This is a genomic window from Alcaligenes pakistanensis, assembly GCF_014652815.1.
GTDB classification, from domain to species: Bacteria; Pseudomonadota; Gammaproteobacteria; order Burkholderiales; family Burkholderiaceae_B; genus Alcaligenes; species Alcaligenes pakistanensis.
In genome coordinates this window covers 706,593-728,790 of sequence record NZ_BMZN01000003.1, presented here as the reverse complement: position 1 = coordinate 728,790, position 22,198 = coordinate 706,593, and the positions used below count along the sequence as shown (strand labels likewise).

At 55.7% G+C, this 22,198-nt stretch carries 23 protein-coding genes; 18 read left to right on the top strand and 5 right to left on the bottom strand.

Annotation, left to right across the window (positions count from 1 at the left end):
* Position 1 precedes the first annotated feature (1 nt).
* Complete coding sequence (locus IE156_RS12560) at positions 2-742, bottom strand: TSUP family transporter (RefSeq protein ID WP_189392857.1); 741 nt, start codon at positions 740-742, stop codon at positions 2-4.
* A gap of 172 nt (positions 743-914) precedes the next feature.
* Between IE156_RS12560 and IE156_RS12555 the strand changes: the two genes are divergently transcribed.
* The 6 genes from IE156_RS12555 (at position 915) to IE156_RS12530 (ending at position 7,853) form a co-directional block, all read left to right on the top strand.
* On the top strand, positions 915-2,432 hold the full coding sequence (locus tag IE156_RS12555) for a hypothetical protein (RefSeq protein WP_189392856.1): 1,518 nt from the start codon (positions 915-917) through the stop codon (positions 2,430-2,432).
* Positions 2,433-2,436: 4 nt separating this feature from the next.
* Positions 2,437-3,909, top strand: a complete 1,473-nt coding sequence (locus IE156_RS12550) for a gamma-glutamyltransferase family protein (protein WP_189392855.1) — start codon at positions 2,437-2,439, stop codon at positions 3,907-3,909.
* Between the two features lie 123 nt (positions 3,910-4,032).
* On the top strand, positions 4,033-4,767 hold the full coding sequence (locus IE156_RS12545) for an iron-containing redox enzyme family protein (protein WP_189392854.1): 735 nt from the start codon (positions 4,033-4,035) through the stop codon (positions 4,765-4,767).
* Positions 4,768-4,826: 59 nt separating this feature from the next.
* Positions 4,827-6,287 (top strand): aldehyde dehydrogenase family protein, encoded by a 1,461-nt coding sequence (locus tag IE156_RS12540; RefSeq protein WP_189392853.1) that lies wholly within the window; start codon positions 4,827-4,829, stop codon positions 6,285-6,287.
* Between the two features lie 31 nt (positions 6,288-6,318).
* On the top strand, positions 6,319-6,798 hold the full coding sequence (locus tag IE156_RS12535) for a GlcG/HbpS family heme-binding protein (RefSeq protein ID WP_189392947.1): 480 nt from the start codon (positions 6,319-6,321) through the stop codon (positions 6,796-6,798).
* Positions 6,799-6,818: 20 nt separating this feature from the next.
* Positions 6,819-7,853: a 2Fe-2S iron-sulfur cluster-binding protein gene (locus IE156_RS12530; RefSeq protein WP_189392852.1), complete on the top strand. Its 1,035-nt coding sequence runs from the start codon at positions 6,819-6,821 to the stop codon at positions 7,851-7,853.
* On the opposite strand, the gene IE156_RS12525 is transcribed toward IE156_RS12530, so the two are convergent.
* The gene (locus IE156_RS12525; RefSeq protein ID WP_189392851.1) at positions 7,850-8,041 is read right to left on the bottom strand and encodes a hypothetical protein; all 192 of its coding nucleotides are present in this window, start codon (positions 8,039-8,041) and stop codon (positions 7,850-7,852) included. The genes IE156_RS12530 and IE156_RS12525 overlap by 4 nt on opposite strands.
* A 201-nt stretch (positions 8,042-8,242) precedes the next feature.
* Between IE156_RS12525 and IE156_RS12520 the strand changes: the two genes are divergently transcribed.
* The 8 genes from IE156_RS12520 (at position 8,243) to IE156_RS12485 (ending at position 14,410) form a co-directional block, all read left to right on the top strand.
* The gene (locus IE156_RS12520) at positions 8,243-8,551 is read left to right on the top strand and encodes a 2Fe-2S iron-sulfur cluster-binding protein (protein ID WP_189392850.1); all 309 of its coding nucleotides are present in this window, start codon (positions 8,243-8,245) and stop codon (positions 8,549-8,551) included.
* The gene (locus tag IE156_RS12515; protein ID WP_189392849.1) at positions 8,551-8,895 is read left to right on the top strand and encodes a ferredoxin; all 345 of its coding nucleotides are present in this window, start codon (positions 8,551-8,553) and stop codon (positions 8,893-8,895) included. The genes IE156_RS12520 and IE156_RS12515 overlap by 1 nt, the downstream gene beginning before the upstream one ends.
* A gap of 11 nt (positions 8,896-8,906) precedes the next feature.
* On the top strand, positions 8,907-9,185 hold the full coding sequence (locus tag IE156_RS12510; RefSeq protein ID WP_189392848.1) for a 2Fe-2S iron-sulfur cluster-binding protein: 279 nt from the start codon (positions 8,907-8,909) through the stop codon (positions 9,183-9,185).
* Between the two features lie 12 nt (positions 9,186-9,197).
* A complete protein-coding gene (locus IE156_RS12505; protein WP_189392847.1) occupies positions 9,198-10,142 on the top strand; it encodes an ornithine cyclodeaminase family protein in 945 nt (314 codons plus the stop codon).
* Between the two features lie 42 nt (positions 10,143-10,184).
* Positions 10,185-10,535 carry a DUF2294 domain-containing protein gene (locus IE156_RS12500; RefSeq protein ID WP_189392846.1) on the top strand — a complete coding sequence of 117 codons (351 nt, stop codon included), beginning with the start codon at positions 10,185-10,187 and terminating at the stop codon, positions 10,533-10,535.
* 247 nt (positions 10,536-10,782) lie between these two features.
* Positions 10,783-11,805: a Nif3-like dinuclear metal center hexameric protein gene (locus IE156_RS12495; RefSeq protein WP_189392946.1), complete on the top strand. Its 1,023-nt coding sequence runs from the start codon at positions 10,783-10,785 to the stop codon at positions 11,803-11,805.
* 26 nt (positions 11,806-11,831) lie between these two features.
* A complete protein-coding gene (locus IE156_RS12490) occupies positions 11,832-12,938 on the top strand; it encodes a hypothetical protein (RefSeq protein ID WP_189392845.1) in 1,107 nt (368 codons plus the stop codon).
* 374 nt (positions 12,939-13,312) lie between these two features.
* The gene (locus tag IE156_RS12485) at positions 13,313-14,410 is read left to right on the top strand and encodes an MBL fold metallo-hydrolase (RefSeq protein WP_189392844.1); all 1,098 of its coding nucleotides are present in this window, start codon (positions 13,313-13,315) and stop codon (positions 14,408-14,410) included.
* Here the strand turns inward: IE156_RS12485 and IE156_RS12480 are convergent.
* Positions 14,407-15,156: a tyrosine-protein phosphatase gene (locus IE156_RS12480; protein WP_189392843.1), complete on the bottom strand. Its 750-nt coding sequence runs from the start codon at positions 15,154-15,156 to the stop codon at positions 14,407-14,409. The genes IE156_RS12485 and IE156_RS12480 overlap by 4 nt on opposite strands.
* Before the next feature lie 474 nt (positions 15,157-15,630).
* On the opposite strand from IE156_RS12480, the gene IE156_RS12475 reads away from it, so the two are divergent.
* Entirely contained in the window at positions 15,631-16,824 is a 1,194-nt protein-coding gene (locus tag IE156_RS12475) for an amino acid aminotransferase (RefSeq protein ID WP_189392842.1), read from the top strand.
* 258 nt (positions 16,825-17,082) lie between these two features.
* On the opposite strand, the gene IE156_RS12470 is transcribed toward IE156_RS12475, so the two are convergent.
* A complete protein-coding gene (locus IE156_RS12470; RefSeq protein ID WP_189392841.1) occupies positions 17,083-18,033 on the bottom strand; it encodes a LysR substrate-binding domain-containing protein in 951 nt (316 codons plus the stop codon).
* 154 nt (positions 18,034-18,187) lie between these two features.
* Here IE156_RS12470 and IE156_RS12465 point away from each other — a divergent pair, with 154 nt between their 5' ends.
* The gene (locus IE156_RS12465; protein ID WP_189392840.1) at positions 18,188-19,231 is read left to right on the top strand and encodes an aromatic ring-hydroxylating dioxygenase subunit alpha; all 1,044 of its coding nucleotides are present in this window, start codon (positions 18,188-18,190) and stop codon (positions 19,229-19,231) included.
* A gap of 5 nt (positions 19,232-19,236) precedes the next feature.
* Complete coding sequence (locus IE156_RS12460) at positions 19,237-20,430, top strand: 2Fe-2S iron-sulfur cluster-binding protein (RefSeq protein WP_189392839.1); 1,194 nt, start codon at positions 19,237-19,239, stop codon at positions 20,428-20,430.
* Positions 20,431-20,545: 115 nt separating this feature from the next.
* On the opposite strand, the gene gcvA is transcribed toward IE156_RS12460, so the two are convergent.
* On the bottom strand, positions 20,546-21,427 hold the full coding sequence (gene gcvA / locus IE156_RS12455; protein ID WP_189392838.1) for a transcriptional regulator GcvA: 882 nt from the start codon (positions 21,425-21,427) through the stop codon (positions 20,546-20,548).
* A 144-nt stretch (positions 21,428-21,571) separates the two neighbouring features.
* Between gcvA and IE156_RS12450 the strand changes: the two genes are divergently transcribed.
* Complete coding sequence (locus IE156_RS12450) at positions 21,572-22,195, top strand: glutathione S-transferase family protein (RefSeq protein ID WP_189392837.1); 624 nt, start codon at positions 21,572-21,574, stop codon at positions 22,193-22,195.
* Positions 22,196-22,198 lie beyond the last annotated feature (3 nt).

The following is a 22,198-nucleotide window of genomic DNA, read 5'->3' as shown; positions in this document are numbered from 1 at the left end:
TTCATGCCCACAGCGTACGAACGATCAAGGTCAGGGCGCTGATTGAACAGATACCCAGCAGTAGCCGACGCATCAGCGGCAAGCTGACTTTATGCCGAAGTTGCCCCGACAGGGCGAACCCTAGCAGCATGAACGGGTAGAGCACAACGCTGAGCATGGCTTGTTGCACGGTGAACAGGCCAGCCAGAATCAATAACAATAAGGACAGGCTTGCACCTAAAAACAGAATCAGACCCAAGGAAGCGCGTAGCTGTGCGGGTGCCAAATTCTGCATTGCAATGGCCAGGGCCGGTGCGCCTACTGAGGTTAATGTGCCCATGATGCCGGAGGCCACTCCAGCCAGACTCATATTGCCTCGGGTGGGCAGGATACGCAGGCCCCAGGCGCTGAGCGCAACTGCCGCCAAAATAGCGCAAGCAAAGCCCAGATTGATAGCCTCTATGGGGAGTTGCGTCATGGCCAGCACGGCGATGACTGAACCTGCGGCGCGTCCTCCCAAGGCACAGACAACGACACCGGGCACGATGGCTTGCCGCTCTCGCAGTGCAGCCAGTAAAGAGACGCTTCCGCCTAAGGCCAGCAACGGGCCCGGCACAAGCTGAGGAAACACCAAGGCGGCAATCGGCGCTACCAGCATCGCAAAACCAATCCCCCCGACTCCTTGTAGGAAGGCTGCCAGAACTACCAGGCAGGCCATCAGCAGCCAGGAGAGCGGGTCGACCAGATCAAGCAGAGCTGCCATGAGTTTTCCTTTTTATTTGCATAAGGTATTCAATCAAATTGATTCAGGCCTTAAGTTCTTAGAGTTTTCCCCAGTTTTTGGTATTTTTATCTAATTGAACGCCCAAATTGAAGATAGTATACCGTTTGCAGTGGTGCACGATATTTAGAAAAAAGAGAACGGAGGGGGATTCATGCAAAGCGATGTAGTGCTCAGTGCAGCGCACTGGGCTTATTTGATCAGTGTCTTGGTCATCATTATTACGATGATGTTTCGGGCCAACGTGGTGGTGCCGTCTGTCATTGGCACACTGGCGGTTGTCACCGCTATGACGGGCAGCCCTATTCAGGGTTTCATCAGCATTTTTTCGGCCAGCTTTGTGGCGGCCCAGGAGCTGTTCAATATTTTCTTGGTCATCACCTTCATGACTGCGCTGCTTAACTCTTTAAAGCGGCTGGAAGCGGACGTGAAAATGGTGGCTCCTTTTCGCAAGGTGATGGTCAACAGCACCTCGTCTTTTCTGATGATTGCGGCGGCCACGTACTTTATTTCTCTGTTCTTCTGGCCCACTCCCGCTGTACCGCTGGTGTCGGCCATTCTGTTACCTGCGGCTATTGCGGCGGGTTTGCCGCCCTTGGTCGGCGCCATGGTGATTGCTATTTGTGGTCAAGGCATGGCCTTGTCTTCCGATTACATCATTGGGGTGGCACCCGGCATCAGCGCCAAGGCGGCAGGTGTCGGTGCGGATGTGGCGATATTGGCCGACCGGGCGCTGGTGCTTTCCTGGATTACGGGAGCGGTGGCCTTGACCCTGGCCTTCTTGATGATGCGGCGTCATTTCAAGCCAGCGGACAGCCGCTTGCTGGATGAGTGGATGCGGCGCGCACCGGACAGCACGCTGGATGATGTTGAATCGCAAGGGACGTATGACAAGGCGGAGATTGCTCGCGGTACAGCGGGTAATGAACACACCGCCCATTCTGGTCTGAGTGCCAAGGAAGAGCGCTATTCGCGCATCCTGGCTTTCATTACGCCACTGGCGTTTCTGGCCGTCATTGGCATCATGGTGTTACCGCGTTTTATCCCCTCTTTGCCGGTGCTGCGTGGCGGAGATGCGGCAGGGCTGGTCGGTGGGGTGGCCTTTATGCTGATGATGGTGGCTACCTGTATGGCTGAAGGGCCACGTCGCATGCTGGACACCTGCCCGGACCATATGACAGACGGTTTTGTGTTTGCTTTTCGTGCGATGGGGTCGGTGCTGCCGATTGCCGGTTTCTTCTTTCTGGGGGCCAGCGAAGCGACCTCTGCCATCCTGGGCACACCGCTGGATAAAACGCCCAGCCTGTTGTTCGAGCTGATTTCTGCAGGCCAGCACCTCATTCCGGACAACCATTTTCTGGTGGCTTTTGGCGTGCTGTTGGTGGGGGTGATATCGGGGATTGATGGCTCCGGCTTTTCGGGGCTGCCTTTGACGGGGACGCTGGCTTCCGCTTTGAGCCCGGTCTCTGGTCTGGAAATTGAAACCTTGGCGGCAGTCGGGCAGATTGGTGCAATTTGGACGGGGGGCGGCACCTTGATCGCCTGGTCGTCGTTGATTGCGGTGGCGGGGTTTGCGCGGGTGCATATTCTGGATCTGGTGCGAGCGCTGACAGTCCCAGTGCTGGCGGGCATGGGGATATCGACCATCTGCGCCGTACTGGTGTTTGGTTAAGCCCATGAGTACGACTGCTTATACGGCCGGGGAAAAACAGGGGCTGGGCGCGCATTGGGCCGTCGCCGCGGGCCATCCCCTGGCAGTACGCGCTGCACAAAGCATGCTGGCACTCAATGGTAGTGCTGTGGATGCTGCTATTGCTGCGGATGCGGTCATGGGCGTGGTCGAGCCTATGGCGACGGGCATAGGAGGGGATCTGCTAGCCATGATTGCGCCACCTGATAGCAGGCCCTTGGCGTACAACGGCAGCGGTGCCGCTCCAATGAGTTTGACTGCAGCACAGGTTCAGGAACTGCCGGGCGCGCGGATTCCAGAGCGTCATATCTTGTCCATTACGACGCCGGGCTTGGTGCGGGGTTGGTGGGATGTACATCAGCGCTATGGCCGACTGGAATGGGCCCGCTTGTTTCAGCCCGCTATTGAGGCGGCACGAGAAGGGTTTAAGGTCGCCACAGTGGCAGCGCGCGAATGGCATATTTTTGATTTCGTGCTGCATCGAGATCCGGTTTGTGCTGCCTTGTATCGGGCAGCGAACCCACCGACGGCCGGAGAGCGCTACGCCAACCCCGAGTTGGCTGCTGTCTTGCAGGAAATAGCCGAGCAGGGGCCCGATGCTTTTTATTTGGGTCGGCCTGCGCAGCAAGCGGAACAGGCAATGGCGCAAGCGCAAGGGCTTTTGTGTGCTGAAGACTTTCGTCGACACCAGGGTTTTTTCTGTGAACCGGTCAGCGCCACGCTGGGGGAGTTTAGCTTGTTTGAATGCCCGCCCAATACGCATGGAGTAGCTGTTCTGGAGGCCGTGCAAGCGGCCTGGAGTCGTCCTGTGGACGAATGCGAGGCTGAGCTGGCCTTGGTGCAGGCCACGGAAACCGCTATGTCCAATGCCGCCAGGGTGGTCTGTGATCCAGCGGGTAATACGGTTTGCACGGTGGTGGTGGATAGCGATGGGCTGGCCGTCACTTTTATGTCCAGTATTTTCAAGCGTTTTGGCTCCGGCTACGCCGTGCCGGGCTGCGGCTTTGTGCTGCAAAACCGGGGTTTTGGGTTTTCGGAGTTGGGGCACATTAATGGCCCCGGGCCGGGCAGACGCCCTTATCACACCGTTGTGCCGTCTCTGGCCTTGCGGGCTGGTCAATTTCATATGGGCTTGGGCGTGGTGGGTGGCTTGATGCAGCCACAGGGCCAAATTCAGATCTGGACGCGTGTCTTGCGCGACGGTTGGCCTTTGGAGCAAGCGCTTTACGCTGCTCGATGGCGGCTGGAAGGTTCAGGCCGCTTGGCACTGGAAGAGGGGTTTGATCCCGGCTGCGCGAATTTCTTGCGCGAAAACGGTTATGCATCGCCCGACAAAGGCGTTGGTGAACTGGCTGGGCGCAGCGATTTTGGGGGTGCGCAAGCGGTCGAGCGCCTGGCAGATGGCCGTTTGAAGGCGGTTTCTGATCCGCGCAAGGATGGCTGCGTGGCGTTGGCCTAATAAGTTGGCAGGGTTATTCCCTACTTTCTAAAATAGTAGACGGTATACAATATACTTAAATAATCCAAACTTCATCTTTCGTCGGCTGCAGTAAAAGCGCCGACTTTCAATAAGGAAACAGTCATGGAAAAACTGCTGAATCGCGATGAATTTCGCGCTGCGCTGGAAACGGCCATTAAAGGTAAAAGTGCTAACACCTCTCCCTTCAGCATTGCTTGGGCCACTGGCAAATTGAGCCGCGAGCATTTGGCGCGCTGGGCAGAGAACCACTATCACTATGTGGGCCCCTTTGCGGACTATCTGGGATACCTGTATGCGCGTACTCCAGCTGAATATGTCGAAGCCAAAGACTTTTTGCTGGCCAATATGTACGAAGAAGAAATCGGTGGCGACCGTCATACCGATTTGCTGATCCGCTTCGGTGAAGCCTGCGGCACGACACGGGCACGGATTGAGAATCCCGACAATATGAATGCCACTACCCGAGCCTTGCAGGCCTGGTGTTATGCCATTGCTATGCGCGAAGACCCGGTTGTCGCTGTGGCTGGCCTGGTGGTGGGATTGGAGTCGCAAGTGCCGTCTATTTATCGCAAACAGACACCGACCTTACGTGAGAAATACGGTTTCACCGATGAAGAGGTCGAGTTCTTTGATCTGCACATTGTGTCTGACGAAATTCACGGTGAGCGCGGCTACCAGATTGTGCTTGAGCACGCCAACACCATCGAACTGCAGCAGCGTTGCCTTCGCATCTGCGAAATTGGTGCCGAGATGCGTCTACTGTATACCACTGCGCTGTACACCGATTACGTTCAGAACGAGATCAGTCTGCAAGAGCTGCAGTTGGAAGCAGCCTGAGCCAATCAGCCGGGCGGGCGCATGGGCGGCCCGCCGACTTAGAACAAGGATGTACAGCGGTGGACAATCTCAAGGACGTTGTTTTCGACAATTACATTGATGGGCAGTGGCTGCCCAGCCAGAGTGGACGCACGCAAGCCAATCTGAATCCAGCTGATCGGGACGATGTGGTGGGAGCTTTTCCCCTGTCCACAGCAGAGGATGCGCAAGCGGCTGTTGCGGCGGCTCAGGCGGCATTTGCCGGGTGGCGGGCGACACCTATTTCGGCTCGGGCACGTATCTTGAATGCGGCAGCCAACTGGCTGGATAGCAATGTGGAGCGCATTGCTCAGGGTCTGACTCGGGAGGAAGGCAAAACACTGGCGCAAAGCAAGATGGAAGTTGGGCGTTCGGCCCAGACACTGCGTTTTTATGCGGTGGAAGGCCAGACATACAGTGGTGAGACATTCCCGCAGGATGATGCGCAGCAATTGGTCTACACCCAGCGCGAACCCTTGGGTGTGGTATCCGTGATTGCCCCTTGGAATTTTCCCATCTCTATTCCGGCGCGCAAAATTGCGCCCGCGCTGATTACCGGCAATACCGTCGTCTTCAAGCCTTCTTCGGATACGCCTTTGACGGGCTACTACCTGTGTGAAGCCTTTGCGCAAGCGGGCATTCCAGCGGGTGTGCTCAATCTGGTACATGGGCGAGCTGGAGAAGTGGGGCCGACACTGGTACAGGCTCCCCAGGTGCGGGCTATCTCGTTTACCGGCTCGACAAAAGCGGGTGAAGACATCTGCCGTCAAGCGCGCATGAGCACCCGCACCCAGATGGAGTTGGGCGGCAAGAATCCCTTGATCGTGATGGAAGACGCTGATCTGGATCTGGCGGTCAAACTGGTGGTGCAAGGCGGGTTTTCATTGAGTGGGCAAGCGTGCACCGGTACCAGCCGTGTGTTGGTACATCGTCAGGTGAAGGAAGCGTTCACGACTCGACTGGTGGAAAAGGTACGTGCCTTGAGCGTGGGTAACGGGCTAAGCAGCAACCCAGATCTGGGGCCTATTGCGACCGAAAGACAATTGGAAAGCATCCTGAGCTATGTCGCCATAGGTAAACAGGAAGCCACTCATCTGCTGGGCGGCGAACGCCTGACAGAGGGCGAGTATGCCCGCGGTCTGTTCATGCGCCCGGCCTTGTTTACCGATGTGACTCAAAAGATGCGTATTGCCCGTGAAGAGATCTTCGGCCCGGTGATTGCGCTGCTGGAGTTTGATTCTTACGAGCAGGCTCTGGCCATGGCCAATGACACCGAATACGGCTTGTCCGCGGCCATCGTGACTCGCAGTGCCGAGTATGCGCATCGCTTTGCCAATGATATTGAGGCGGGCACGGTCAAGATCAATCGCACCACAACCGGCAATTTGATCAACGCACCCTTTGGTGGGCTGAAACAGTCCAGCACCTCTACGTTCCGTGAATCTGGCCGGGCTGGTTTGGAGTTCTACACCCAGATCAAGACCGTGTATCGCGGCATCTGAATTTTACTAACTCGAAATATTGAGAAAAATGATGAAAAAAATCCTACGTCTCGAACAGCGCGAAGCGCGCTTGATGGTCGACGCGGCGATTGCCAAATCCAAAGAAATCGGTGTGCTGGAGACCGTGTGTGTGGTGGACGAGGGGGGCTACCCCATCGTGCTCGAACGCATGGATGGGGCGCGTATAACAGGCGCTCAGATTGCCTGGAACAAGGCGTTTACCGCCGCTGGCCATAAGCGCTCTACCCACCTGTTCACCAAAGCCCCTAATGGGCCAGCCTTGCCGGGCAATGAGGCTTTTGGGATTCAGCTGAGTTTTGAAGGACGCTTTGCAGCCTTTGTTGGCGGCTATCCCATTGTGGTCAATGGCGAAGTGATTGGCGGCATTGGTCTGAGTGGGGGTAATGGAGAGCAAGACACGGCAGCGGGCGTAGCCGGTTTGCAGGCGCTGGCCGATGCCTTGAAAGACGAGGGTCTGGACGTGCTGGTTCAGGCAGATATCAAGAAATAGTGGCATCAGGAGGACAGGTCATGGCCCATCGTGTCGATATCCGGGAAACCGGCGAGCAGTTCTGGGTAGAGCCGCAAGAGACTATTTTGCAGGCGGCCCAGCGGCAAGGAGTGCGTATTCACAGCGACTGCGAGTTTGGCGGTTGCGGCACGTGCCGCATTCAAGTTACTCGTGGGAAGGTCTGCTATGAGGATGACTGCCTGCCCATGAGCATTGCCGATGAAGAGCACGAGCAGGGCCATGCCGCCGCCTGCCAGGCCAGATTGGATGCAGATATTGAAATCAGTCTGGCGAATCATCAGGATGTGTTGCCCGAGACCCAGCAAGTTAGCGCAAGCGTGCTAAGCGTGCAGCAGGCCTGCCAGGGCATCTGGCGTTTGAAGCTGCAACTACCTGCGCAAGTGGAAGTACGGTTCCGCCCTGGCCAGTACCTGAATATCTTGTTTGAGGACGGACGGGCACGCAGTTTTTCCATGGCCAATGCCGATGCCCGCCATGGGCAAATCGAGCTACATGTGCGGGAAGTGGAAGGGGGGCGTTTCACCCAACATTGTTTGCCTAATTTGCAGCTTGGCGATGCGTTGCAACTGGAGCTGCCATTAGGCGTGTTTTATTGGCACGAACGTGATTGGCGGCCCATGGTGATGGTAGCAACAGGCACCGGCATTGCGCCTATCAAAGCCATTTTGGAGTCCTTGCTGGACAAGGATGATTGTCCGCCCGTCAGCTTGTACTGGGGCATGAACCGACCCGAAGATTTGTATCTGGCTCAAGAAATTGAGTCCTGGTCGGATCGTTTATGCGAATTCCGCTTCGTCCCTGTGCTGTCACACGCGGATGAGGCTTGGCAGGGGGCAAGAGGCTATGTCCAGCAGCAGGTTTGCCTGGACGAGCCGGACTTGTCCGAGCATGCCATTTACCTGTGTGGCTCGCCCGTGATGATCGAGCAGGCTTCCAGCCTTTTCAAAGAGTATGGGGCTGATGAGCGATTCATCTATGCCGACGCATTCAATTTTCAGTCCGATAACCGCCCTGTCGAGCCTTCTGTGGCTTAGGCACGGTGGGGGAGTTGATCGTGCGCAGTATCGTGATCGCTTTTCTTGCAGACACCAAACAGTTCGCTCAGTGAAGGCAGGTTGATCAGTGGAATACGACGGCGCAGATGCTTGCGCTGAGCCAAGTGGGGCAGCAACTGCTCGCCGACGGGACGCTGCAGATAGCGAAGTTCGACGGGGGTTTTCATAATGATCTCATTGGTTTGGTTGAATTGAATTAAGTATACCGCAATAGGGGTTTCTACTCAAATTGGCGGAAAGTAGTGTCTAAAAACAGGAAAAATCGTTGTTTGTGGAACGCGATTTTTGAATAGGTATACCGTTCTTGGTTTTTCAGGCGGTCAGGGCTCGCAATCCGGTCGCATTATTGGCAGCAAGCAGGAGGTCTTATGCCAACCATTACTTTTCATAAAAACGGCCAGACTCATGTGGGCGAAGTGCAAGAGAACACTAATTTGGTGGTCAGGGCGGGCATCAAACAGTTCCCCTTTCCCCACTTGACCTACGGTTGTGGCATGGGCAAGTGTGCCAAGTGTGCCTGCCGCGTTCTGGAGGGGGCTGAACATCTGCCTGCGGCCAACTGGAAAGAGAAAAAACAGTTGGGCGAGCGGCTGGATCAGGGCTGGCGACTGACGTGTCAGTTGTGGATCAATCAGGACATCGTTCTGGAGCAAGTTGAAACACAGGAGGTGCAGTGATGTATGTGGTGCTGACCAGCAAGCCGGGTGAATACCGTACAGAGCCGGGTGTGGGCGTGGAGGTGGTCGCGGCCTATGAGTACTATTTTCACGGTCGCTTCAAGGCGGTGTTTGCCATTGCCCGTATTCAGGAAAAGTCGCGCGTGCGCATCGTGGAAGAAACACCGAATGGCACGACCAACGATATTCCTACTCGGCAGATGGAGAAGTTTGCGACACCCGAGCAAGCTTACGAGGAGCTGGCTGGCCTGACGCGTTTTGGCACGCAACAAGCCGAGCTGCGCGAGTGTGCAAGGCCCGATACGACGGCAAAAGCCCAGGCTTTTGCACAGCAGCAATCCTGAGGTAGCAGAATATGGTTCAGATTACATTTGCTTCAAATAACGACTTAGTGGTCTCCGCCGCCGAAAACAGCAACTTGTTGCGCGTTTCCATACGAGAGCGTGGCGGAATCCCTTTCAAATGCGGTGGTGGCCTCTGCGGGACGTGCAAATGCCGGATTACGGCTGGCCTGGACAATACGGATGACGTTAAAGCCAAGGAACACAAACACCTGTCCGAACAGGATCTGGAGCAGGGTTTTCGCATGGCGTGCCAGACGTTTGTGCGTGGTGATGTCACGGTGACCTGGTAAAGGGGAGTGCGTATGCTGCATTTTACGGATCAGCAGTTACACGGGTTGCTCGATGCGCCCGCCGTCCAGGATGTGTTGCAGGAGGCTTTTGTCGAGTTTGGGCGCGGGCAGGCAGCTCAGCAACGTCGTGTGCGTACGGAAGCGGAAGGGATTCGCCTGTCTACGCTGGGAGCGGTAATACCGGGCCAGCAGGTGGCCGGGGCAAAAATTTACACGACTGTATCGGGCGCCTTCAGTTTCGTGATTGTGCTGTTTGATGCGCTCAATGGGCAGGCTTTGGCTACTTTTGATGCCGGTGCTATTACGCAGTGGCGTACGGCGGCTTGTTCAGTTTTGGCAGCGCGATACGGTGCTAACCCACAATCCCAGACCTTGGGTGTGCTGGGGCTGGGGGCTCAAGGGACAGCGCATGCGCGTCAGTTTTGTCAGGCCTTTGATTTGCGCCGAGTATTGGTCTGGAGTCCGAATGTGGACAAGGAGCGTTGCCGTCAACTGGAGCTGGACTGTGGTGTGCCGGTGCGAGCTGCTCGCCCTGATGAAATCGCAGCACAGGCGGATATCCTGGTCACGGCCAGTCGTAGTCGCGACCCATTGTTTGATGGGCATACCTTGAAACCAGGCTGTTTTGTGGCGGCCGTCGGCTCCAGCCTGCCTGCTGCGCGTGAACTGGATGATGCCTGTCTGCAGCGTGCCAGCAAAATTGTGGTGGAGTGGAGTGAGCAAACTCTGTCTGAGGCAGGGGACTTGATCCTGGCGGCACCAGAATGCCGTATTCAAGATAAGTTGTGTGAGCTAAGCGATTGGTTGCAATTGAGCCGCGGCCAGGGCTACGACTCACAAGGGATTTGCGTGTATAAATCAGTGGGTGTGGCGATTGAGGATATCGCCGTGGCGGGTTTGGCGTATCGCCGTTTCCGACTGGGGCAGACCGCCCAGGAGGCGCAGGCCACATACTGAAAAACGAAAATAATTCAAAAATGTTGGGGGTAGGCAATGGGAATGGCAGGCTTTTCTTCTTTAGGCGAATTCAAGCAGGCGCTGACCCGGGACTACAACCGCATTAACAGCAGTATCTTTGCATCAGGCGTGGTGACGCTGAAGATTGATGTGCTTGAGGACAGGATCAGCATGTTGGCGGTGCATAAACGCCAGCCCGCATTGCAGACCCTGAGTCGCGAGAATGCGCATATTGCGGACCTGGCTGATCTGTACCTGATCAAGGCGTTCAAGAAGGAGATGAAGCAGATTTTGGTGGAAGAGTATGGGCTGGATGTGGTGGCGGTCTTCAAGGATTACGATGCCGTTGCACAGCTTTCATCCACCATGGTGTTGTTGAAAAAAGAGGTGTGAATGCAGTGACGCCGGTGTAGACCGCCGCCCTGAATTCCCTATCGATAAAAAAAGCTGACTGGTAGACAGTCTTGTTGTCCTTCCGGCTGGAACGGGATGCGCGATGCGTATCCGTGTTTGCCAGCGCATCCAGGCCATGACCGGTGTGGATACGGAGGTTGCCGACAGGAAGTGCTTGCATACCGCCGGCCTCAGGCTCTGGGATTCCCCAGGGTTTGAGGCCGGCTTTTTATTTGGAGACAAAATCATGGCCTATGTAGCCGATTTGCTGGATGCATTGAATGTTATTACGGGGGGACGCATGGTGTCCTGTATGGATGAGGTCAAGTGCGGCCAACATCCATTCGTTATCTGGAAATCCTCGGGAATCTACGGCAAGCAGGTGCTTGAAATCCCAGGTTTGATTCATGGTGATGCCAACAAGGAGATACGAAAGGTCGCTGTGTGCATGACTATGACGGAGCTGAGCATTGAGCTGGCCGGTGCCACGGGCGTGGATGCCATTGTTGCGCATCACCCGATTGCCGATGCGGCCAGTTGTGGTGGCGTGACCCTGAAAGACTATCTGGATCTGTATGGAGTGGCCGCTCTAGAGTGTCATGAGGCTTTTCATGGCCTGCACCCGGGCATTGCGTACTTGCATGGTCATAAAGTGGGTAAAAGCGACATTGCGTATGGGGGAATCCATGGCAATGTCATGTTCGTGGGCGAGCCCTTAGAGGGGGTGAACACACTGGGCGACATGCTGGATCGGCTGGATGGTTTTATGGGCTTGGATCTGGAAGATCAGGTCTTGCAGGCCGAGCGACGCATCAAAGGCAATGAAGGCATTCAAGAAACCAGTACTTTGACGCGTGGCGCTATTCGTCTGGGCGAGCGTAGCAGTCGGGTTGGCCGCATCCTGCACATTTTCCCGCATACGGGATTCAGTCCCGATCACCTGCGTCAGGCCGTGGCCGAGAATCCGGGTGTGGACACGGTGCTGGCATCCATCAGCCGTGTCTATGAAGGCCATGCATTGATTGAATGCGCGCGTGAGATGGGTCTGAACTTCCTGGTTGGTAATAGCCACGTTCTGGAGATACTGGAGAACGGCTTGCCGCTGGCCTATGCCTTAAGTGCCTTGCTTGATGGTGTGGAAGTGGTGATGTTCCGCGATCGGGTAACGTCCACGCCCGTGCATCAGGTGGGAGGGGCTCGCTTGCGGGAATACGCACAGCATTTTTCCACCGCGCATCTGATGGGCAAGAATGTGCTCAGCTTCCAGTAGGTCCTGTTCCCACAACGGAGAGAGACATGGATAACAAAACAATAGAAATCGACAAAGTAGTGCATTCCCCACCCGCAGGCCGCCGTCCTTTGGAGCGTATTGAAGTAGTGGGCCTGAGCTTGCTGGCTCTGGCCATGTTGACGCTATTCTTTTTTCCCGCCACCTTGTCGGGCGCTTTTGACACTGTCCTGAACAAGGTCAAACCGGTTGTTGTGGATGTGTTTTTGACCGGTCAAGTGGGGGTGGCGGTCATTATCAGCGTCATTATTGGTCGCTTGCTGGAGCGTTTAGGTTTTACCGACGCCATGATGCGAGTCTTCATGCCGGCCATGCGGGCTATTGGAGTCAATCCAGCGGTCATTATTCCCAGCGTATACAACATTTTTGGCGATATTAATGCGGCAGGCCGTATCGCCGGGCCCTTGTTGCGTCAGGCCGGGGCCACTAAGGATGAGCAGAAAATTGCAGTGGCCACCATGGTGCAGTCGCAGCAGTCTTTTTCCACCTTTATGCTGGGCATGATGGCTCTGACGTTTGCCGGAGTGAACGTTTTTGCGGTTGTGCTGATCGCGATTTTTGGGCCTTTGCTGCTGTCGCCCTGGCTGTTATCGCGTCTGGTGTATCGCAATGTGCGCTCGGTGGATTTGTTGGCGGCTCCCCGCTTCACACCCAATATCGATTTTGCGCCCATGTTGTTCAAGGCGGCGCGCGAAGGGGTGGAGTTGCTATTGCTGATTCTGATTCCAGCCGTCGCTCTGGTGTTTTGTGTGATTGGTCTGCTGGAACATATTGGCCTTTGGCTACCCATCAGTGCGGTGCTGGAGCGTGGCTTGCTGGCGCTGAATATTCATCCGGAGACAGGTCTGCTGGCGATCCTGGTTAGCCCCACCTTGGCGATGGGCAAGTTGCAAGCGATGGCCTCAACCCTGGACCCTTCACTGGTCGTGGGCTCATTCGTCTTGGCCTCTTCGGGCTTGCCCTTGTCGGCGGTGTTCGGACAGATTCCTGTGGTCTGGGCCGAGTGCTCGGATCTGAACGAGAAAGAAGTCATGACGGCGGCCGTCTTGGGCATTGTGATGCGTCTTTTGACCGCTGTTGTGTTGGCTGTTTTTCTGACCCCTCTGATTATTTGAGTTCCTGTTTGTAGCACCCCCCTTTGGGAGCGTCTTTTATGGCGCTCTTTTTTTTGCCTGCTATCAGCTTGACGCTCTGCCGTCATTTGGCTGTACGGAACCTGCCGCAGACCGCTGCCATCTTACTGCCATAAATCTGTAACAGGGCTGAAAGAACACTTGTTTAACCTGAGCCTGTCGTAGTCTTTTTAAGGCAGAGCACTTCGGTGGCTCTGGTTCTTTAAGTTGATACTTTTTTCTGTCCGGCAGCCTGTGCTGCGGCCCATTACGCTTATTGATATTTTGCCTTTGTGCCCGGTGCGTAGCCGTGCCGCAAAGCAGGATGCCGGGTGTGGCTTGGCGATGTGGCCTGAATGCCTTATGGGGGACGGAGTATGAACCAGACCCTGGTGACGGTGTTAAGCGGCTATGGGGCCAAAGCGCCTGCCGCCATTTTGGTGCAGGCATGTGGCTTGCGATTGTTGTTGGATGCCGGTGGGCCTCTCTATCCTGGTCAGGTGTGTGACTGGTATCAAGGTTTGGATGTAGATGCCGTCTTGGTCACGCATGATCATCAGGACCATATCGGCTCTTTGTCCAAGTTGCCGGACCATATTCCTATCTATGCCACGGCCTCTACGGCGCGTAGCTTGCCCGCTGGGCGAATCTGGCGCGAACTTCCTACCCGTGGCACCACCTACATTGGTGATATTGCTGTGCGTACCGGCTTGTCTGGCCATGCGCTGGGCGGTGTTTGGTTGCATCTGGATGTGGGAGGGGGGCTGTTCTATAGCGGGGATTTTTCCTGCGAATCCCTGCTGTTCCCCTTTGACTTACCGCCTCCGGCCTATCTTGCCTTGCTGGACGCCTCGTATGGCCTGTATGACCAGTCCCATCATGTGGCCTGGAGCATTCTGGAGTCGTTGCTGGAGTCTCATCCCGCCTTATTGCCTGTGCCCCCATCCGGTCGAGCCGTGGAGATTGCGTTTTGGCGGCAACAACAAGGGTTTGAGGACTGGAGCATGGATGCGGCCTGCTACGAAAATCTGACCCGCATGATCAGCCAGAGCAGTGATTTGCTATTGCCGGGTGTGCAGCCGGCCCTGCGCGAATTGATGCCACGTGCCACTGCTTTTGATCCGCAGGCGCACCTGCTATTGGCGGGCGAGCCAGATGGCTGTCAGGGCAAGGCTGGGGAGTTGATTCGGGACCATCAAGCATGGGCTTCAGACCCCAACAATCCTAGCGACCGCTTATTGATTCATACCGGCTATGTGGCTCCGCATGCGCCGCGTGGCACCCATACCTTGTGTTGGAATGTGCATCCACGTTTGACGGATCTGCGCTGGCTGGTGGATATCGTGCAGCCCCGTTATTGCATGCCCTTGTTTACGCAAATGCACGACTTGCCAACGTGGCGCAATGTGATGGGGCCAGCCTTGAGCCTGGAAGGCCACTGGGAACTTCCAGCGACCTCCGTTGGCGTTGTTTAGGCGGTGTAGCGTTCCAGCAAAGCCTCGCGGCGTGCGGGGCTAAGCTTCAAGGTGTTTTGGAAAAAACTTTCCAGATCGCCGTGTTCCTCGTCAATGGTCTTGAAGGCCGTTTCCAGAAACTCGGGCTGAACGCCCCAGAGAACATTCAGCACTTCGTCGCTGATGCCACGGTTATCAGGCAGATCAGGGCGGCGGAAAAATTGATTGGTTAGCAGATAGTCATGCATGACATCGTCGGGATGTACTCCGGCGGCGCGGTGCAGCAAGGCCACCGCAAAACCGGTGCGATCTTTGCCTGCGGTGCAGTGCATGACCACAGGAGTATCGGCTTCAAGCAACTGATCAAAGACTCGCGCAAAGGTGGCGGCATGTCCGGTGACGAACTCGGTGTAGGTCTTGTTCATGGTGCCGCGCGCGGCCTGCATATCCATCTGGCCCTTGGCGACCATTGCCAGAAAATCTGGCAGGACAGTAGGTTCTACCGTCAGTGCGTGGCTGGTCAAAAAGCTGTACTGGTAGGGCGAGCGCTTGCGCTCGTGTGCGCCGCGAAAATCCAGTGAACGGGCAATGCCCAACTCTTGCAAGGTGTTCAGATCCTGGCCGCTAAGATCCGCCAGATGGTCCGAGCGGTAAACACGGCCTTTACGAAATGAGCCGGAGTGTGTGGCATAGCCGCCAATATCGCGGAAATTGCTGGCCCCTTCTAGGGGGCAGGATACGGGGATAGGCAGCGACGACACAGACACGGCAGACTCCTGTTGAAACGGTGAAAGTCCCATGTTAACGGTCTTGGCCACGATCTGCATATGACAATGCGGTGACACTCGGGGAATCCACGCCGGACAAAACTGCCACGAATGCCCGAGGCGGGTCCTATATAGCGAAAAGCCATGTATATTCATTGCTGGCAAGGCCCAAGCAGGCAAAATGGCACACTGCGTTTATGTCTTTGAAGCCCTGGTTTCAGCAAGATGTGAACAGACAAGGCGGTGATCGCTCGTTCTTGGTTGCTTGCACCAACTAGACAAAAACAGGTGCTGCGCCGAGCCGGGGGGGACAAGTCTGATGACACATTCACGCATCGCTCGCGTGACCATGTGCTGCAAAAACATCCCCAATATATTGGCTAAAGTAGGCCCAAGGTATAAGGTCAATGCTTATCCGAATAGTCCGTTGATCAGACCGGGCGGCCCACAACCGTAATTTTTCAAGGAACAAGCATGTTTGAGCATTTGCAGGCCTATGGTGGCGATCCGATTTTCCGTTTGAACGAGGCGTTTCACGCCGATCCACGTGATCGCAAGGTCAACCTGACCATTGGTCTGTATTACGACGAGCAAGGCCGTTTGCCTTTGCTGGATGTAGCTCGCCGCGCTGAAGATCAATGGGCGGCCAAGGGTCAGCCACGAGGCTACCTGCCTATCGAAGGTCTGGCTTCCTACCGTAGCGCCGTGCAAAAACTGATTTTTGGTGCGGATAGCAAAGTGCTGGAAGAAGGCCGTGTGGCCACTATCCAGACATTGGGTGGTTCGGGCGCATTGAAAGTGGGTGGCGACTTCCTGCATGAAGCCTACCCCAATAGTGAAATGTGGATCAGCGATCCTGCCTGGGACAACCACCACTCCATTTTCCGTGGATCGGGCATCCCTACCCACACTTATCGCTATTACGATCCCGCCACTCGTGGTCTGGATTTCACCGGCCTGATGGAAGACATTTCCGTTCTGCCCGAGCACAGCATTGTGCTGCTGCACCCCTGCTGTCATAACCCCACGGGGGCTGACCTGAGCGATGAGCAGTGGCTGAAACTGATCCCCGTCCTGCAACAGCGCAAACTGATTCCGTTCCTGGACATGGCCTACCAAGGTTTTGGTCGCAGCCTGGATGAGGATGCTTTCGCTGTGCGCGCCATGGTGGATGCGGGCCTGACGTTCTTGTTGGCCAACTCCTTCTCCAAGAATTTCTCGTACTACTCCGAGCGCTGTGGTGGCTTGTCGGTGGTGTGCAAGAACGCAGATGAAGCAGACCGCGTATTGGGCCAACTGAAAGCCGTGGTGCGCCGCATTTACTCCAACCCGCCTTCGCACGGTGGTCAGGCGATTGCCACTATCTTGTCGGATGCAGACTTGCTGGCTCAATGGACGGCTGACGTAGAAACCATGCGTCAGCGTATCGCCGCCATGCGCAAGCGTGTGCACGAGCGCCTGCAAGAGCTGGCTCCCCAGTACGACAGCAGCTACTTCGTCAAACAACAAGGCATGTTCTGCTACACCGGCTTGACCATGGAGCAGATCAAAAAGCTGCGTGACGAGTTTGGTGTCTACGTTCTGGAGTCGGGCCGCATCAGCGTGCCAGGCTTGAACCAGTCCAACGTGGATTACTTTGCAGAGTCGCTGGCTGCGGTTGTGGCCTAATACACTGACGTAGTTCCAGCAGGTTAAAAGAGCGTGTTTATGGCCCTTTCGGGGGCGGTGAACACGTTTTTTTTATGAAATAAGCGGAATGAAAACAGTGGCATCCGGCTGGGGGCGACATATCCTGTGCAGCGAACCAGCGAACCAGCGAACCAGCGAACCAGCGAACCAGCGAACCAGCGAACCCGCCTTGGACTCCTTCTCTCCGACTTGTTTCAGTGTGAGTCCCATAGCATTGATGGGTGCTGAATCAGGCTCTCAGCTCAGTGCCTGAGTCAGGATGTCCTGATTAATTTGCTCTTGCTGCCGTGCACGGTTCAGCAAGTACCGATGGAAGTCTTGGCTATGGGGGGATTCAAACGCGCCCGCCCGTCGAGTCAGCACATAAGGCCAAGGCAGCGGCAGGGAGTGGGAGAAGGGCAGGATCAACTGCCCGCTGCGTACTTCCTTTTCTATCATCGAGCATTGCGCCAATACAAAGCCTTGGCTGGCTAGGGCCGACTCCAGCGCCATATGCGACAGGGAAAAAACACGGAAGCGATCCAGGGGCGCATCGCCGCTGTCTATGTTCAGCGACTCAAACCAGTCCCGCCAAGAGGGGGGCGAGGTAAAGCGCGGTTGCCAATCCGAGGATAGCAAGGGGTAGTTCAGCAGATCGCGTGGATGGCGCAAGGCCGCGTGTCCTTGCAGCAGCGATGGACTGCAGGCGGGTACGACTCTGTCGGTATACAGCTCTGTAAAACTGCGGGGGCGTGCAGCGGCTTGCCCGTAGGTAATCCGGAAATCAATTTGTTCTGCTTCCAGATCTGGTTCGGCGTGGCTGCCTTTCAGGTGCAGGGTCAGTTCGGGGTCGTATTGTTCTTGCCATTGAAACGCCAGCGGGGCCATCCAGGTTTTAAGCATGGAGGGCAGGGCGCTGATGGATAACAGGCTGGTGTTGCGTGAACGCTCCATTTCCTGCTGCCCTTCACGCAGCAGTTCAAAAGCCTGGGTGCAGATCTCGTGGAAACGTACCCCCGCTGCCGTCAGCCGTAGGCGTTTGCCTTCTTTGTAGGTTAAACGACAACCCAGCGTCTCTTCCAACAGACGCAGTTGCTGACTGATGGCACCGGGCGTAATTTGTAGACGACGTGCGGCTTCTTGCAGGCTTTGGCTATGGCCCAGTGTTTCAAAGATTTGAAGCGCTCGTAGCGGAGGCAAGGTATCCATGATGGGCAGACCCCGTCCAAAGAAGTAGTTTAACTTTAGAAATTCTAAACGATATGGATGGTAGGCTGAATTTGATTGAGATTATCATGGCAGGCAATAGCGCATGATTGGCCCTGTTGCCGTCGTGCACCGTGTATAGAGTTGGGGGTAAATCATGTTTGTACGCAATGCCTGGTATGTAGGTGCATTGGCTACGCAGCTCGGTCGCAGCTTGCAGCCCGTGCGTATGCTCAGCGAAAACCTGGTGATGTATCGCCGTGAAGACGGCCAGCCTGTCGCTCTGGAGGATTCCTGTCCGCACCGTCGCCTGCCTTTGTCCAAAGGCCGCTTGATTGGCGATCAGGTGGAGTGCGGTTACCACGGTCTTACCTTCGATTGCAGCGGCTCCTGTACCAAGGCGCCGGGCGTGGCACAGATACCCAAAAGCGCGGTCGTGCGCAGCTACCCCTGTACGGAGCAATATGGCCTGGTCTGGGTATGGATGGGTGATCCCGAACTGGCCGACCCTGCCAAGCTGATCGACATTCCCGAGTGGAATAACCCCGAATGGGGCGTGAACCGTGGCGATGCCATGGAGCTGGATTGCAACTACCTGTACGTTACCGATAATTTGCTGGACCCCTCGCACGTGTCCTGGGTGCACCAAAGCTCTTTTGGCAGCCCCGACATCATTGGCCTGCCCTTGAGCGTGAAGGTGGAAGACAATGGTGTGACCGTATCGCGCTGGTCCAAAAATGTGGAAGTTGCTCCGTTTTACAAGCAATTCGTTCAATTTGATGGCAATTGCGACCGTAAACAGCAATACGAAGTGCGCTTCCCTTCGTTGGCGGTGATCAAGGCGATCTTCTTGCCCGCTGGCGCGGCGACCGAGGAACCCAGCGAGTACCACAAGGACGTTTTCTTGATGGATTCCTACAACTTCCTGACGCCCATCGACGAGGAACACACGCGCTACTTCTGGTTCCAGCTGCGTAATTTCAGCCCGGATGACGAGGCTATCTCCAAAGTCTTTAATGAAGACGTGCGCCACGCTTTCATGGAAGACAAAGTGATCTTGGAAGCAGTGCATACAGCCCTGAAGGAACGTCCTGCTGCTTTGGATTTGCCACTGGATTCTGGCCCCTTGCGCTTCCGTCGCAAGATCAGCCAAATGATTCAGGCCGAGCAGGCTGTTGCCAGCGAGACCACAACGGCTTGAGCGTCATGAATACGATTGCATCGCCTGCGTCCACAGACAGTACGGTCAGCCGCCGTTTTCAGGACTACCGCATCCTAGAAAAACAGCGGGAAAGCGAGGTCATTACTTCGTTTGTGCTGGAGCCCGTAGAGGGTTCTGTGCCGCCCTACCTACCTGGGCAATATCTGGTGTTTCGCCTGACAATTGATGGGCAAACGGTGCTGCGTAACTACAGCGTGTCGGGTGATCCTGATTGCACAGACCATCTGCGCATTTCCGTCAAACACGAAAAAGCTCCGGTGGGTTCTAACGTGGCGGATGGATTGGGCTCGTCCTATTTGCATCAACACGTGCAGCCTGGTGATGTGCTGAGCGCGGCCGGTCCCATGGGCGAGTTCGTCCTGGATGAAAGTAGTCAGCGGCCAGTGGTGTTGCTTAGCGGTGGCGTGGGCCAGACTCCTTTGCTGGCCATGCTGCATCGCTTGGTAAAGGGTAGCAAACGCAAAGTGCATGTGATTCATGCCTGCGATAACAGTACGGTCCATGCCTTTGCAGGCGAGCTACGTGAGCTGGCTGCGCAGCGCGAGGGCGTGCAGGTTTACTTCTGTTATCGCAACCCGAGCGAACGCGACGAACAAGCCGGTTTGCACCATGTGGCGGGACTGATTACACGCGAGCAGTTGCAGCGCTGGCTGCCCTTGGATGATTACGAGTTCTACCTGTGTGGACCTAGTGTGTTCATGCAGACCAATTACGGTATTTTGCGCAGTTTGGGCGTGGCACGTGAGCGCATTCATTACGAGTTCTTTGGCCCTGCGACGGTGCTGGAAAATACTGTGGCTAGTGCTGTGGCAACTAACGTTATCCAGACTGATGCGCAGCCCACCCTTGCCAATGGCTCGGCAGCGGTTCTTCCAGTAACGGAGGCGCTTGTAGAGGGAGCAGCCGTAAAAGATGCCACCCAGACGGTGACGTTCTTGCCTGATGGCCGTCAGGCCCAATGGCATGAGGATTGTCCGTCCTTGCTGGACCTGGCCGAAGAGGCGGGTTTAAGCCCTGATTTCAATTGCCGCGCGGGTTTGTGCAATACCTGCATGTGTACCTTGGTGTCGGGCGAGGTCGATTATTTTGAAGAGCCGCTGGACCCCGTGCCTGAGGGCAAGGTTTTGCTGTGTTGCTCCCGTCCCCGTGGCCCGGTGGCCGTGGAATTGGCTCACTAGTTTTTCAATTGCTTGTTGAGGTTTGCCCCGTCCTTAGCTTAGGGACGGGGTTTTTTTGTTCTTCGTCCAACGTCAGGCTGGCTTTAGGTTTTGGATGTCTGGAGCCTGCTCACCGTTACTGCGCTTGCTCTGCTATCCAATCCGTAAAGGCGCGAACTTCGGCACTTTGTGTGGCACTGGGCAAGGTCACCAGATAATAGGCAAAGCGAGCAGGCCAGGGTTTGTCCAGCACTTGTACCAAGCGACCGGCCGCTATTTCATCCTGTGCATATTCCTGCGGTATCAAGGCCAGTCCCAGGCCAGCAATCGCACCGCGAATCAGCAAATAGTCGTCCTCGAAAGCCGTGCCTCGATCCGCTCGCGCATCGTCTGCAACACCATGGGCAGACAGCCATAGGGACCAATCAGCCCGATCCGCGTCTTGCAGCAGCGGCCATTCCAGACAATCGACAGGCTCCTGAATGGCAGGCTTGTCTGCCAACAATGCTGGGCTGGCAACGGGCAGCAGCACGGGGGCCATTAACGGCTTGGCCTGTAAACCGGGATACACCCCCAAGCCGTGGCGAATGGCGATATCTACCTTGTCACGACGCAGGTCTACCAGTGTGGGGGAAGCCTCAACGCGGATTTCGATGTCCGGGTGCCGTTCTTTGAAGTCTGCCAACCTGGGAATTAGCCAGGAAGCGGCAAAGGAGGGCACGGTGCTAATCGTCAAGGTTTTACGCTGCTTGGCGGCATCCAGTGTGCGCAAGGCGCTTTCGATCTGGTCGAAGGCGGCCAGCAGCTCTGGGTAAACCTGCACACCGGCTTCACTCAAACTCATTTTGTGATGACTGCGTACAAACAGCGTCACCCCCAAACGATCTTCTAATTGCCGAATCTGTTGGCTAACGGCGCCCGAGGTTACGCCCAATGCCTGGGCGGCGAGCTTGATGCTGCCGTGACGTCCGACCTCGGTAAAAGCGCGCAGGGCAAGCAAAGGAAAGATAGGGTTCATGATTTAGTTTTTCTAAATCTATAAAGTAGATTTAATCGTTTTTCTTTGCGGGTTATGGAATGGAAAATAGGTTTCTGAGTGTTTTTGAAGTTTAGCGTATCTATAGCCAAAAGTAGAGCGCACCTTGAGTTTGGGAGCCACACCATGATTGATCTGTACACCGATAGTTCGCCTAACGGCTTTAAGGCGACCATCGCCTTGGAGGAACTGGCCTTGCCGTACCGCCTGCACCATGTGCGCATCGAGGCTAAGGAGCATAAGCAGCCGGATTTCCTGGCCTTGAATCCTCATGGCCGCATCCCTGTGATCAAGGACGATGAAACTGGCATTGTCCTGTTCGAGTCAGCGGCTATTTTGTTGTATCTGGCAGAGAAAACAGGGGAATTGCTCTCAAAAGAGCCTGTTCAGCGCTGGGAAACCATTAAATGGCTGCAATTTCACTCGTCCAGCGTGGGCCCGATCATGGGGCAGCGTGTGCATTTTGAGCTGTTTTCCCAAGACAAGATCCCAACGGCCATCGAGCGTTACCGCCGTCTGGTGGATGGTGTTTTTACCGTGCTGGATACGCGATTGGCAGACCATCCTTATCTGGCTGGGCAGGACTACTCCATTGCTGATATTGCCCACTTTGGCTGGACGCATATCGCCCGGATTATCGACTTTGATTTCAGCCAGTATCGACACATGAGCGATTGGCATGAGCGCGTGGCACAGCGTCCCGCTGTACGTAAAGGCATCACTTTGCCTGAACCGGCTACGGGCGCATAAGGG